The 14,652-nt window shown below is 41.0% G+C and carries 13 protein-coding genes; all 13 read left to right on the forward strand.

The window, feature by feature from the left end; all coding sequences use genetic code 11:
• Positions 1-76: 76 nt before the first annotated feature.
• Positions 77-2,023 (forward strand): aconitate hydratase, encoded by a 1,947-nt coding sequence (locus KKH91_04730; protein MBU0952113.1) that lies wholly within the window; start codon positions 77-79, stop codon positions 2,021-2,023.
• Positions 2,016-3,269: a glutamate-5-semialdehyde dehydrogenase gene (locus tag KKH91_04735; GenBank protein MBU0952114.1), complete on the forward strand. Its 1,254-nt coding sequence runs from the start codon at positions 2,016-2,018 to the stop codon at positions 3,267-3,269. The genes KKH91_04730 and KKH91_04735 overlap by 8 nt, the downstream gene beginning before the upstream one ends.
• Positions 3,266-3,847, forward strand: a complete 582-nt coding sequence (gene nadD, locus KKH91_04740; GenBank protein ID MBU0952115.1) for a nicotinate-nucleotide adenylyltransferase — start codon at positions 3,266-3,268, stop codon at positions 3,845-3,847. The genes KKH91_04735 and nadD overlap by 4 nt, the downstream gene beginning before the upstream one ends.
• Positions 3,848-3,856: 9 nt before the next feature.
• Positions 3,857-5,080: an LCP family protein gene (locus tag KKH91_04745; protein MBU0952116.1), complete on the forward strand. Its 1,224-nt coding sequence runs from the start codon at positions 3,857-3,859 to the stop codon at positions 5,078-5,080.
• Between the two features lie 16 nt (positions 5,081-5,096).
• Positions 5,097-6,197 (forward strand): type IV pilus twitching motility protein PilT, encoded by a 1,101-nt coding sequence (locus tag KKH91_04750; protein MBU0952117.1) that lies wholly within the window; start codon positions 5,097-5,099, stop codon positions 6,195-6,197.
• Positions 6,184-7,155, forward strand: a complete 972-nt coding sequence (locus KKH91_04755) for a cyclic nucleotide-binding domain-containing protein (GenBank protein MBU0952118.1) — start codon at positions 6,184-6,186, stop codon at positions 7,153-7,155. Before KKH91_04750 ends, KKH91_04755 begins: the two co-directional genes overlap by 14 nt.
• An 8-nt stretch (positions 7,156-7,163) precedes the next feature.
• Positions 7,164-7,526 carry a ribosome silencing factor gene (gene rsfS, locus KKH91_04760; protein ID MBU0952119.1) on the forward strand — a complete coding sequence of 121 codons (363 nt, stop codon included), beginning with the start codon at positions 7,164-7,166 and terminating at the stop codon, positions 7,524-7,526.
• Positions 7,490-9,130, forward strand: coding sequence for an arginine--tRNA ligase (locus KKH91_04765; GenBank protein ID MBU0952120.1), 1,641 nt, complete (start codon positions 7,490-7,492; stop codon positions 9,128-9,130). The genes rsfS and KKH91_04765 overlap by 37 nt, the downstream gene beginning before the upstream one ends.
• Positions 9,130-10,152 carry an NAD-binding protein gene (locus tag KKH91_04770; protein MBU0952121.1) on the forward strand — a complete coding sequence of 341 codons (1,023 nt, stop codon included), beginning with the start codon at positions 9,130-9,132 and terminating at the stop codon, positions 10,150-10,152. The genes KKH91_04765 and KKH91_04770 overlap by 1 nt, the downstream gene beginning before the upstream one ends.
• 203 nt (positions 10,153-10,355) lie before the next feature.
• A complete protein-coding gene (locus KKH91_04775) occupies positions 10,356-11,117 on the forward strand; it encodes a hypothetical protein (protein MBU0952122.1) in 762 nt (253 codons plus the stop codon).
• A gap of 30 nt (positions 11,118-11,147) precedes the next feature.
• On the forward strand, positions 11,148-12,155 hold the full coding sequence (locus tag KKH91_04780) for an acetyl-CoA carboxylase carboxyltransferase subunit alpha (GenBank protein ID MBU0952123.1): 1,008 nt from the start codon (positions 11,148-11,150) through the stop codon (positions 12,153-12,155).
• Positions 12,156-12,158: 3 nt separating this feature from the next.
• Positions 12,159-13,574 carry a class II fructose-bisphosphate aldolase gene (locus KKH91_04785; GenBank protein MBU0952124.1) on the forward strand — a complete coding sequence of 472 codons (1,416 nt, stop codon included), beginning with the start codon at positions 12,159-12,161 and terminating at the stop codon, positions 13,572-13,574.
• 1 nt (position 13,575) lies between these two features.
• A complete protein-coding gene (locus KKH91_04790) occupies positions 13,576-14,631 on the forward strand; it encodes a threonine synthase (GenBank protein ID MBU0952125.1) in 1,056 nt (351 codons plus the stop codon).
• Positions 14,632-14,652 lie beyond the last annotated feature (21 nt).

Raw genomic sequence — 14,652 nt, forward strand, 5'->3', positions numbered from 1 at the left:
GTCACTAACTATAGTGGCAAACAGATATTAAGGGCTCTTTTTTTTACTCTTTTTTTATGGTATAATTATAATTATTATGAACCTAACCGAAAAAATCATTTCCAGCCATTTAGTTGACAAAAAAGCCAAATTAGTACCAGGGGAGAAGGTAGGCATTAAAATTGACCAGACTTTAACCCAGGATGCTACCGGAACTCTAGTATATCTACAGCTTGAAACCCTTGATATTAAGAACATTAAAACCAAGCTTTCAGTTTCCTATGTTGACCACAATACCCTGCAAACCGGCTTTGAAAACTCCGATGACCACCGATATCTTAAATCTATAGCCCAAAAATACGGGATTATCTTCTCTCCTCCGGGAAACGGCATTTGCCACCAGTTGCATCTCGAAAATTTTGCCTCGCCCGGCGAAACGCTACTGGGCTCGGACAGCCATACACCTACCTCAGGCGCAACAGGAATGATTGCTATCGGCGCAGGCGGCTTGGATATCGCCTGCGCAATTGCCGGAGAGTCCTATTTCATTACTATGCCTGAAGTTGTTAATATAGTGCTTAAGGGCAGGCTTAAACCCTGGGTAAGCGCTAAAGATATTATCCTTGAACTGCTCAGGATGTTCACAGTAAAAGGCGGGGTAAATAAAATTTATGAATATTCCGGGGATGCCCTTAAATATTTATCAGTTCCCGAGCGCTCAACAATCACCAATATGGGCGCTGAGCTGGGCCTGACTACATCAATATTTCCGTCTGATGAAATAACAAAACAATTTTTAACCCGGCAGTGGCGCGCAAAACAGTGGAAGAAACTCTCTGCAGATAAAGATGCAAAATACAGCGAAACAGTCGAAATAGACTTGAATAAACTGGAACCTTTAATTGCCTGTCCTCACAGCCCTGATGCAGTTAAAAAGGTATCTGAAGTTGCAAATATAAAAGTTGACCAGGTTTGTATCGGTTCCTGCACAAACTCAAGCTATCGTGATTTGTTGCTTGTTGCAAAATTACTTGAAAATAAAGAAATTCACAATGACGTTGATTTTATAATTTCACCCGGCTCAAAACAGGTTATGTCCATGCTTTCTGCTTCAGGAGCGTTAGAATCACTTGTAAAATCGCGGGCAAGGATACTTGAAGCAACCTGCGGCCCTTGTATCGGTATGGGCAGTGCTCCTTCAACCAACAGTGTTTCTCTGCGCACTTTTAACAGAAATTTTGCTGGCAGAAGCGGCACAAAAAGCGCATCCATTTATCTTTGCAGCCCTGAAACAGCGGTTGCAAGCGCAATTTTTGGTTCAATAACCGACCCGAGAGAACTGGGCAAATTCCCTGAGCTGGAAATATCCCCTGCGGGAAAACAGGAAATAAAATCAAATTTTATCTACCCATCCTATGATAAAACAAAAAAAGTGGAAATTGTCCGCGGCCCGAATATTAAACCATTGCCTGAATTCACGCCGCTTAAAGATAAAATTTTATGCTCTGTTGCTATTAAATTGGGCGACAATATTTCAACCGACGATATTCTGCCGGCAGGCGCAAAGATATTGCCTCTAAGGTCAAATATACCGGCGATATCCGAGTATACTTTAACCAGAGTTGATGAATTATTTCCTAAAAGGGCAAAAGGCCTTCTCCAAACCGGAAAGACAAACATAATTATTGCCGGGGAAAATTATGGGCAGGGCTCTTCCCGCGAGCATGCGGCGATAGTTTTAAGGTATTTAGGCGTTTCCGCCGTGCTTGCAAAATCCTTTGCCAGAATACACAGGTCAAACCTGATAAATTTCGGCGTTATTCCTCTTGTTTTTAAAAATCCAGTAGATTATGATAACATTATCCAGGGTGACGAATTTGAAATGGAGGATATTATTAATTCCATTAAACAGGATCTTCCTTTAAAAATTTTCAATAAAACAAAAAACCTTGTATTCAAGGTAAAATATACCTTTGACCAACGGGAGAAGGAATTAATTTTTGCCGGCGGTTTACTGCCTTTTATAAAAAATAAAAATGACTGATAAACAACTTTTAAAACTTGTTCAAGCTGTAAAAACAGCCTCCCGAAAACTAGCCAATGTTTCTACAGAACTTAAAAACAAAGCTTTAACCAGGGCAGCTGAACTTATTATTGAAAAAAAAGACGCGATAATAAAAGAAAACCTTAAGGATGTTGCTAACGCAAAAAAAAACAAACTTTCCGAAGCGCTTATGGACAGGCTTACCCTCAATGAGAATAGAATAAATGAAATGTCTAAGGGCGTGAAAGATGTAATTGCCCTTCCCGATCCGGTTGGCACGGTTATATCAGAACAAACAAGGCCGTCAGGAATAAAACTGCAAAAAATAAAAGTGCCTATCGGAGTAATATGCATGATTTACGAATCCAGGCCGAATGTAACAATAGATTCCACGGCGTTATGCCTCAAATCAGGCAATGCGGTAATTTTACGCGGCGGCAGTGAAGCGATAAATTCAAACAGACTGCTCTCAAAAATAATTAAGCAGGCGCTTAAAGAAACAGGCTTGCCGGAAAATGCGGTATTTTTCATTGATTCCACCGACAGGAAAATAATTTACAGGCTGATAAAAATGGATACTTTAATAGACCTGGTAATCCCGCGCGGCGGGGAGAAAATGGTCAACGAAATCCGCGAACAATCCTGCGTGCCTGTTTTGTCGCACGGCAGGGGTTTATGTGCCACTTATATTGACAAATCCGCTGATAGCGACATGGCCGTAAAAATTGTTTACAACGCCAAAGTTCAGCGGCCGGGCGTGTGCAACGCAACCGAAACCCTTCTGGTACATAAAGACATTGCCGGCGCCGTGCTTCCGGAATTAGGCCGATTACTGCAAAAAACAGGAGTACAAATTCGGGGATGTGCAAATACGAAGAAAATCCTCAAAAATATAAAAACAGCCGCAAGTAAAGATTGGTCCACGGAGTTTCATGACCTGATACTTGCCGTAAAAATTGTTGGTTCCATCGAAGAAGCAATAAAGCATATCAATACATACGGTTCAGGCCATACTGATTCAATAATCACACAGGACATAAATGAGGCAGAAAAATTCCTAAACGAAGTTGATTCTTCCGCTGTTTTGCACAACGCTTCAACACGCCTGCACGATGGCAGTGTCTTTGGATTAGGGTCAGAAATGGGGATATCTACGCAAAAACTTCACGCCCGGGGCACCATGGGCTTGAACGAACTAACCTCAACAAAGTATATTGTTCGCGGAACAGGACAAATAAGAGAATGAAAATCGGGTTATTCGGCGGGACATTTAATCCTATACATCACGGGCACCTGATTATTGCAGAATCGGCGAGATCCTATTTCGGGCTGGATAAAGTTATATTAATTCCTTCCGGGAAACCTCCGCACAAACCGGGCATTCCTATTGCATCAAAGGAACACCGGCTGAAAATGGTAAAAATAGCCATTGAGGATAACCCATATTTTTCTGTCAGCGATTATGAACTCCGAAAAACTGACCTAACCTATACTTTTGATACAATCCAGTATTTTAAAAATTTGTACCCAAAAGATGAGCTGTACTTTATTATGGGCCTTGAACTATTGCTGGAAATTAATACCTGGGAAAAGGGCGAAAACATCCTGGATGAATGTAAATTCCTTGTTGGTTTGAAACCAAATTTTTCAGTCAGCAAGATACCTGATAAGGTAAAAAACAAAGTAAAATTTTTCTATATACCTTTTATAGATATTTCCAGCACCCTGCTCCGGGGCTATTTAAGCAGAAATGTTTCCCTGCGTTACTTAACGCCTGAATCTGTGAGAAAATATATTTCCAAAAATAATTTATATCAGGAATAAGTGTACCCCATGCACGATAAACTAAAAAAACTCACTCTAAAACAAATAACTTTAATTGTCGCCGCTTCCATCGTTGTAATTACAATATTTTTATCCTGGAGAAGCAACGTTGTATCCCGCATAACAGCTAAAAAGAACATTAATTTTATTGTTGTCGGCACCGACTACGTTGACCATTCCCTGCATTCTGATACGCTTATTTTTGTTTCCTACAATCCGCGCAGTAACTTCATTGATATTATCTCAATTCCCAGGGACACGAAAATCTCCGTGCCCGGCCTCAATGTAAACAGGATAAACGAGGTTTATGCGTATTATTTTAAAAGGGAGAAAAACCATTATTCCTCTCTTGAAGCCTTGCGTAAAGTTGTGGCGATAATATTTTTAAACCGGGTTGAAATACCTTACTATTTCCAGGTGGATTATAATGCTTTCAGAAAACTTATTGACGCTGTAGGCGGCATTAAGATAGAAATTGATGACCCAATGAAATATGACGACCAGGCGGGAAACCTGCATATAAATTTCACGCCAGGCCCCTGGCTTTTATACGGCAGTTCAGCTGTCGACCTTACTACAAAAAAAGAATACAAGAATATGGGCGCTTTGGAATATGTAAGGTTTCGCTCCAACGCCGGAGATATCGGCAGGATCTACCGACAGCAAAGGTTCGTAGAAGCCCTGGTTAACCGCTTCAAGAGTCCGACAATAATTCTGCGCATTCCCAGATTATTGAAGTGTATAATGGAATCACCCCATACGAATTTAGGCATTTACGATATTTTAACTATGATGCTTGAGCTTAAAAAAGTTGATTTCGACAATATCCGTAAAGCCCAGCTTCCCGGAAAACCTTTTTACAATTATTGGATGGCTGACCCCGTAGAAATCAATAAAGTACTGGGCCTTATTTATGGTTCAGGCGTTGAATACGACCAGGCAAAAATTATTGTTGAAGTGTTAAATGCTTCCAGCTACCCCGGGATAGCCCTGGAAGTATCAAGGAAATTGAGAGACTCAGGGTTTGATGTTATCAATTACCAAAATTGCCCGACAAAATCCTTGAAAACTATAATTGTAGACCGGGTAGGAAACCTGAAAGCTGCCCAGAATATTGCCAATCTGATGGAAACCGAAGAAATTTTTACACGCTACGATTCTAAACGACTGGTAGACATTTCCGTATATATCGGCAAAGATTATAAAATAAAAAACAAGCAGGAATATCAGTAAATGGGGGTAAAAAAGTATGGCTGAGATGGTAGAAATCCTGAAAGCAGCAGTTGACAAAAAAGCAAGCGACATTCACGTTGTGGTTGGCAAGCCGCCAATGGTAAGAATCCGGGGCGAAATCCAGTCTTTGGATGAATTCCCTGTATTAACGCCGGATGAAAGCAAACGGATTATTTACTCGATTTTATTTGAAGACCAGCGCGGAAAATTTGAAGAATCCGGGGAACTTGATTCTTCAACCATCGTCCCGAAAGTTGCCAGATTCAGGGTAAACGTATTCCTGCAGAAAAACGGGGTTGAAGCGGTTCTGCGCGTTATCCCTACGGTAATCCCTACTCCGGAAGAAATAGAATTGCCTACGCAGATCACGTCCCTTGCAGACCTGCCGAAAGGACTTGTGCTTGTCACCGGCCCTACAGGTTCAGGAAAATCAACAACACTTGCCTGCCTTTTAAACTTAATCAATACAAAGCACAAACACAATATAATAACCGTTGAAGATCCGATTGAATTCGTTTACGAACATAAAAGCAGTATCGTCAGGCAGAGGGAAATCGGCCAGCACACTAAATCATTTGCCACCGCTTTGAAATATGCTTTACGCCAGGACCCTGACGTTCTTCTTGTCGGCGAAATGCGTGATTTGGAAACAATCGGCGCTGCTATTACAATGGCTGAAACAGGGCATCTGGTTTTTGCAACGCTTCATACCCAGGATGCCGCCCAAACCGTTGACCGCGTTATAGACGTGTTTCCTCCGCATCAGCAGCAACAGGTGCGCGTGCAGCTGGCGTCCACTCTAAAAGCCGTTGTATCACAAATACTTGTTCCGCGGTGCGACATGCCCGGGAGAGCCGCGGCGAGGGAAATAATGACGGTAACCCCGGCTATTGCCAACCTTATCCGTGAAGGAAAAACACACCAGATTTATAATGCCATAGACACCGGCATGAAATTCGGTATGATAAGCATGGATAAAGCGCTGATAGCTCTTGTCCAGGCTGGTAGAGTATCTACGGAAGATGCAGCAGCAAAAGCCGCAAACCCCGATTATGTGCGCAGCGGCGGAAAAACAGTAATGGCTACGGGAGGGCCGGGTTCCTATGCAGCACACTAATACTTCGGATAAATTGAAATTTATTAAAACTATTCCGGCATTGAGTAACTTTTCGCAGGATTTTTCCAACAAACTTGCGGAAATGATGGAGTATAAGGAAGCACAACCGGACGAAACTATTTTTTCTGAAGGCTCGGCATCAGCTCATCTTTACATTATTGAAGAAGGCGAAGCCATAGTCATAAAAAAACTTTCAGAAGAGACAGAAAAAGTTCTTTCTGTAATAAACGATAAAAACATCTTCGGTGAAATGAGCCTTTTCAGCGCTCAGTCCAGGACTGCATCAGTAAAAGCAAAAACAAGGCTTCTTTATTACAGAATATCTATTGATGCTTTTAAGAAATTACTTTCTTCAGACCCGGCAGGAACCCAGAAAATGCTTGAAACGCTTCTTTTCTTGACGCTGGGAAGATTAGAGCAAACCAGCCGGGAACTGGCAACTATTTATGAAATCGGTAAAATGATGATTAAAAGCCTTCCGCTTCCGGAATTTTGCCAGGAAATCATTAAACATTTGTGTTTATCAGTCCCGGATGTTAATACAGGATCTCTTTTTTTCTGGAATGAATTTGCTGGGGACTATGAGCCTTATGGAACTTTCCCGGAAAACATCCAAAAAACTGCCATCCCCGGCAAACATCCGCTCTCCACATTTCTTGCCGGTAAAACCGAAGCGATAGCCATCACAAATAAAGAAAAAGAAATAAAAGGGATTATTGACAAAGAAATTACAAATGTAAAATCCGCTGTAATCTCTCCGCTTTTTAAAAAAAATCTCCTTGGGTTTATTTTACTGGGCAATACTGCTAAAGAAGTAACTTATCAGCATACAACCTGCGACCTGCTCAATTCAGTCTCTTTACAACTTGTTGATGCTATAGAGAATATTAAAAACCAGGAAGAAAGGCTGGCAAAAGAAAGATTAGAAAGAAACAGAACGGGAAGCGTCAAATTTTAAGGAGAACTATGATCAAGAAAACTACACCGCTGAGTATAGCGAAAGAATCCGCAAAATTAATGTGGGCCAAAAAAACCAAAGATATTGTATTGCTAAACATCAGCAAACTTACCGCGATCGCTGACTATTTTGTGATCGGCACCGTAGAATCAAGCGTTCAAATGGACGCAGTAATTGACTCAATCAAAAAAAACTTTAAGCAAAAAGGCCTTCTTCAGCTATCGCGCCAGGAAATGAAGGATTCATCTCCAAGCTGGCAGATAATAGATTACGGCAGCGTGGTTGTGCACGTAATGACAAAAGAAGCGCGGGAATTCTACTCACTGGAAAATGTATGGCACAAAGCAAGAAAACTTTCGTTCAAGAAATAAGAAATAATATTTACGAACTGCTTGAATTAGAAAACGATTTTGAATTCAGCCTGGAAGAACCTCCTCAGAACTTCAATGCTGACCTTTCAACAAACGTAGTCCTTCTGCTGGCAAAAAAAGAAAAAACCAACCCAAAAACGCTTTCTGAAGGAATTATAAAAAAACTTGAGAAAGCGCCGTATTTTTCTAAAATAGAATTTGTTCCTCCGGGTTTCCTGAATTTTCATATTTCAAAAGAACTTCTTGAGAGTGAACTTGAAAAAGTCCTGGCCCAAGGGGACAAATACCCTGAAATTGATTTATACGACGGCAACCCGGTACTAATTGATTTTGTTTCAAGCAACCCCACAGGCCCTCTGCATATCGGCCACGGCAGGGGCGCTGTAATAGGAGACGCTCTTGCCAGAATATACACCCAGTTAGGTTTTAAAATCCTGAAAGAATATTACGTAAACGATGTAGGCGTCCAGATGAATTTTCTGGCGCAATCCGTTGAACTGCAGGCAAAAATAATCAAAAGCGAAGATGTTTCATCAATCAGCACAGAAAAACTATATAAGGGAACCTACATCGCGGAAATTGCAAAAAAGCTGCTTGAAGAATACCGGGATAAAATACCGGAAATTTCTGTTATCAAGGAATTTGCGGTTACTGAAATATTGAAGGATATAAGAAGCGACCTAGCAGAATTTAAAGTTGAGTTTGATTCCTGGCAGTATGAGTCAGAGCTGCATAATAAAGGCATAGTCAAAAAAGTGGTTGAAGGCCTCCATAAAGACGGATTTTTGTTTGAAAAAGATTCCGCTCTCTGGTTCAAAACCGAAGATTCAATAGATGAGAAGGACCGCGTTATCCAAAAACAGGACGGCAGGTACACTTATTTCGGCGCGGATATAGCTTATCACTGGTACAAATTTGAAAGAGGCTATAAAAAACTACTGAATATCTGGGGCTGTGACCATCACGGGTATGTTCCAAGAATTAAATCCGCCATGTTATCTATCGGGCATAAACCGGAAGATGTGGAAGTATTGCTCTACCAGCTTGTATCTCTTTCAAGAAACGGCGAAAGGGTCAGGATGTCAACAAGAGCGGGGGAATTTGTGACCCTGCGTGAAGTGCGGGAAGAAATAGGAACGGATGCCGCCAGATACTTCCTCTCTACAAAAACTCCAGGCACACACCTGGAATTTGACCTGGAACTGGCAAAAAAGAAAGCAAATGAAAATCCGATATTTTATATTCAATACGCCCACACGCGCTGCTGCGGAATCCTGAGAGAAGCGGAAAAAACCCAATCAATCTCTGCTGTATCTAAAATTGACTATAGCCTTTTGAAAGAAAATCTCGAGCACCAGATTATTAAAAAAATAACTTTGTACCCCGACGTACTGCACAGATGCATAAAAAATCTGTCGCCCCATTACCTGGCAACCTATTTGCTTGATTTTGCCGGGTTATTTCACAGATATTACGACACTCACCGCGTAGTTACCCAGGATCCAGAACAAACCCGGGCCAGGATCGCATTAATAAAATCAATAAAAATTACATTAAAAAATGGGCTTTCTTTGCTTGCTATCACTGCCCCGGAGAAAATGTGATGAACATTTTTAAAGACATCCCAAAAAGAATCCTTGTATCCTTCATGTTAATGGTAATTGTTTTTTTTGTAGGCACTTTCGGTTATATGGTCATAGAACACTGGAAGTTCCTTGACTCGCTTTTTATGACTGTTATTACTCTTGCCACTGTAGGCTACGGCGAAACTAACCCGCTTACAACCCAAGGCAGGATATTCACCATTTTTCTTATTTTAACAGGCATCGGAATTTTAACCTATGTATTTACCACCGGCATGTCATTTCTAATTGAAGGCGAACTAACCGGCCTTATGAGGAGGCGTAAAATGGAAAAAGCAATAAAAGCGCTGAAAAACCATTATATTATCTGTGTAGACAGTGAAACCGGCGAATATGCAATAGAAGAATTTGTAAAAACCAAACAGGACGTAGTAGTTATTACAAACAACAAACATATTGCCGAGAAACTGAACGAGAGCATACTATTAATTTACGGCAACCCTGAAGAAGATAGAACTCTTCAAACAGCAGGCATAGAAAACGCTGCCGGCCTGGTTTCCATATTGCAGGAAGACAAAGATAATCTTTTTGTGGTACTTTCAGCAAAAGGGTTTAACCCCAACCTCAAAATAGTTACCCAGGCAAAAGAACGGGAAAGTGTTGCAAAGTTGCAGAAAGCCGGCGCGGACGAAGTTATATCAACAAACTTAATAGGAGGCATGAGAATCGCATCCGCAGCTCTAAGGCCTACGGTGGTTTCTTTTCTTGACCGGATGCTTTACCAGACAGTTGATAATGAACCCCTGCGCATCGAAGAAGAAACAATTTCCGACAAATCGCCGCTGACAGGAAAAGCGCTTTCTGATTGCAATATAAACGAAAAAGTCGGACTGATCGTAATTGCAATAAGGGAAAGTAAAACTGAAAAATTTATCTATAACCCTAAACAAAACTATAAACTTAATTCCGGTGATACCTTAATTGTAATCGGCACGCCAACTCAGGTAAAACAGCTTCATAGTTTGATAGAGGTGGGGGTTTGACAAGCTTCCTTAAAATGGATATAATTATTCAATTATTTTAAGTATCACGGAAGTATTAAAATGGTTAAAAGGTCATTGAAAAGGTCATTGATTTTTTCGATTTTTATAGTTGTTATTTCGGTTAATTTGCTCTTTGCACAGGAAGGTACTTCCTGTTCTTGAAAAAGCAATAACAAAACCAGCGGAAGGGAAAACTACACCAGTTGAAAAAAAACAACAACAAAAAAGTAAATAATAAACCAGTATTCTTTTTAGGCTTTTTTTTAGCTTGCTTGATTACCCTGCAGACAGGAAGTTTGTTTGCTTCCACAATCAAGCTTGTTGATACGCCTACAGCCGGGATAATTGATTACTACTCAATGAATTTGAATTTCCGCCTATACCGCGGAGGGGGCGTAATACCCCGGATTGATTTCGGAGTATTCAGAAAATTGAATATCGGATTTTCCTGGGATATAGATAAACTTATCGGAAATGAGAACCCTCAGCCCCGCAAACCCACTCTCAACCTTAAATTCCGCATCTTTGACGGCTCGAAGAATTTTCCCGCGATAGCGCTTGGCTATGACGGTCAGGGATACATGTATAATGACGGCAATGGCTTATACAGTTATAGGGAAAAGGGAGTTTTCCTTGTAACAGACACTGAAATATTTACAGATAATCTAATGTTTCATCTGGGAACCAACGTAAACTTTTCAACAGAAAATAACAGGGATGTAGCTAATGTTTATGGTTTTACCGGTTTCGATTATTCCTTAATAGATAACGAACAAAAGATAATGGCTTTTATTGTTGAGTTTGATAATCTCCTCAAATATTATGATGATACCAGGCTCAATGCCGCCATAAGGCTTTATCCCACTGAAGATATTTATATAGATTTTTCGTTCAGGGACCTTGCGTCACCAAGGAAGATTGATATCGACAGGTTTGTCGAAATCAATTACCAAACCAAATTTTAAACGGCAGTCCAACAAAGGAAAATTTAAATTATGGCAGAAGAATTCCAGGGATTAGATTTCGAACAGCCTATAGTTGAACTTGAAAATAGAATTGCCGAACTTAAAAAAATTTCAAACAATCCGGCGAACAAAGACGGTATTCCCCAGGTAAACGTTAACGCCGAAATAAAAACCCTGGAAGAAAAATGCCATACTCTAAAGCACGACATTTATTCAAACCTGATTCCCGCGCAGCGGGTAAAATTTGCCCGCCATCCTAAAAGGCCTTACAGCCTGGATTATATCAACCTTATTTTTACGGATTTTACAGAACTGCACGGCGATAGAAACTTTTCCGATGATAAGGCGCTTATTGCCGGCTTCGCACTGCTCGACGGCGAACCCGTTGCCATATTAGCCCAGCAAAAAGGCAGAACCCTGCAGGAAAACATGGAACGTAACTTCGGATCCATGCACCCTGAAGGTTACAGGAAAGCATTGCGTATTATGAAATTGGCAGAAAAATTTAACAGGCCTGTCATTTCTTTCATTGATACTATGGGAGCTTATCCGGGTATAGGAGCGGAAGAAAGGGGCCAGGGCGAAGCAATAGCAAGAAACCTCAGGGAAATGTCCATTGTTGAAACACCGATAATCTGCATTGTCATCGGGGAAGGCGGTTCAGGGGGAGCGTTAGGTATCGGCGTAACTGATAAGATTCTTATGCTTGAAAATGCTTACTATTCTGTTATAAGCCCTGAAGGCTGCGCGAGCATTTTATTTCATGATGCCACAAAATACGCAGAGGCTGCAGAAGCCATGAAAATCACCGCGCCGGACTTATTAAAACTTAAAGTAATAGATGAGATTGTCACTGAACCTCTCGGTGGAGCCAATAAGGATATCAATCTGACTGCAGAAAATATGAAAAAAGCTTTTATCAAAAATTTATCAGCCCTTAAAAAAATGAAAATTCCGGAATTACTCAAGGCAAGATATAAAAAGTACCGCTCCATAGGCAATTTTACGGAAAATAAAAAATCCAAGAAGGAGGATTAACTAATGAAAGAGCATGCAGACAAAAAATCTTTGATAGACAGCATCAAAGACACAATCAAATTTAGCAAAGACGGTTCAGCTGTTGAAATTCTTAATGATAAAAAATTAAGAAGCGAACTGATAGACGAACTGGTCTGGAACTCGGCATTTTCGCCCAGCGAAGAAGTACGCAATATGTCCAGATTCATTATCAGGCTTTTAGGACAAAAGCTGGGAAACGGACCGGCTTCAATATTTGAGGTTTACAAAGCCCGCGGCGAAGGAAAAATAAAAGGTTTTACAGTTCCGGCGATAAACGTAAGGCAGCTCAGCTACGATTTCGCAAGAGCAGTCTTCAGAGCGGCCAAGAAAGCAAATGTCGGCCTTTTTATTTTTGAAATAGCCCGTTCAGAATCCGGCTATACTGACCAGAGGCCTTCTGAATTTGCAGCGGCAATGCTGGCTGCCGCAATAAAAGAAAATTATCCTAACCCAATATTCGTCCAAGGCGACCATTACCAGGTAAACGGTAAAAAATATAAAGAAGATGCGGCAAAAGAAATGAAAGGCGCAAAAGACCTTCTTCAGGAATCAATTGAAGCAGGATTTTTCAACATTGACCTTGATACATCAACTCTTGTAGATCTTTCGAAAACATCGATAGATGAACAACAGAAACCCAATTTTGATGTTGCCGCTGAATTAACAAAATTCACCAGAAGTATTCAGCCCGAAGGCATTGATGTAATGCTCGGCGGGGAAATCGGCGAAATAGGCGGATCAAATTCAAATGAAGCCGAGATGCGCGCTTATTTGAACGGCTATTTGAAAGAGATCGGAAAAATATCAGGGATTTCGAAAATAGCAGTTCAAACCGGAACTTCGCACGGCGGAGTACCTCTTCCAGACGGAAGCATAGCCTCGGTAAAACTTGATTTTAATGTCCTTGAAAAATTAGGCAAAATTGCCCGCGATGAATACAAGATTTCCGGCTGTGTACAGCACGGAGCTTCCACTCTTCCGGCTGATTTGTTTGATAAGTTTTCAAAAGTCGAGACTTCGGAAATCCACCTGGCAACAGAATTCCAGAACATGATTTTTGACAGCCCTGCTTTTCCGGAAAGCCTTAAAAAAGAAATCAATGAATGGTGCGTTAAGAATTGCGCCGCTGAAAGAAAATCAACTGATACCGACCAGCAGTTCCTTTATAAAACACGTAAAAAAGCCAACGGCCCGTTCAAAAAAGCCATTTGGTCGCTTCCTCAAAGCGCAAGGGATACAATTACTGAAGCGTTGGAGGAAAAATTTGTATTTTATTTCGACAAATTGAACGTAAAAAATAGCGCTGAAATAGTGAAAAAATATGTAAAAACAGCAAACGTTGCGGTTAAAGCACCAACCAGCGGCGGAATAAAAGAAGCTTTTGAAGGCGCAGACTGATATGTATAAAGGCGTTATAGAACGCTACAAGAAATACCTCCCGGTAACCGATAAAACCCCGATTATAACTTTGTATGAAGGGAATACTCCTCTTTTAAGGGCAAAAAACATAGAATCACACTTGAAACTGGACTTAAAGATTTACTTGAAGTGTGAGGGTTTTAATCCAACCGGCTCATTTAAAGACCGCGGTATGACTATGGCCATTTCAAAAGCTGTGGAAGAAAAAGCAAACGCGGTCATTTGCGCTTCTACCGGCAATACTTCAGCCAGCGCAGCCGCTTATTCCGCCAAAGCCGGCATCAAATGTATCGTAATTATACCGGAGGGCTCAATTGCTCTTGGAAAACTATCGCAGGCAATGATGCATGGTGCCAAAGTTATCGCCATTAAAGGCAACTTTGACGAAGCTCTCACCCTTGTTAAAAAAATCAGCGAAACCTACCCGGTAACAGTTGTCAATTCAATAAACCCGTATAGAATTGAAGGCCAGAAAACCGGATCATTTGAAATTATAGAATTTTTGGGAGACGCTCCCGATTACCAGTTCATGCCCGTAGGAAACGCGGGAAATATTACAGCTTATTGGAAAGGGTATAAAGAATATCAACAATTTCAAATTTCAAATCTCAAATTGCCGCGCATGATGGGGTTTCAGGCAAAAGGCTCAGCGCCGATAGTTTTAGGAAAACCCATCAAGCACCCGAAAACCCTTGCAACCGCAATAAAGATAGGCAACCCGGCCAGCTGGAAACAGGCAGAAGCCGCGAGAGACGAATCCAAAGGTGTTATCGATACCGTAACAGATACCGAAATTATAAATGCTTATAAACTTTTAGCCGGATTGGAAGGCGTGTTTGCCGAACCTGCAAGCGCGGCCTCTTTGGCAGGGCTTATAAAATATTCTGCTAAATTAAAAAAGGAAAACGGAAAAACCGCTATTTGCATTTTGACCGGACACGGGCTTAAAGACCCTGAAAGAGCAATAAAATCGATAAAACAGCCTACAGTTGTGGAAGCAAAACTTGAAAAAATATTGAAAGCGATAAAACTATAGAGGTATTTACAAGGAGAATAC

The organism is Elusimicrobiota bacterium (assembly GCA_018816525.1).
Lineage (GTDB): Bacteria > Elusimicrobiota > Endomicrobiia > CG1-02-37-114 > XYA2-FULL-39-19 > OXYB2-FULL-48-7.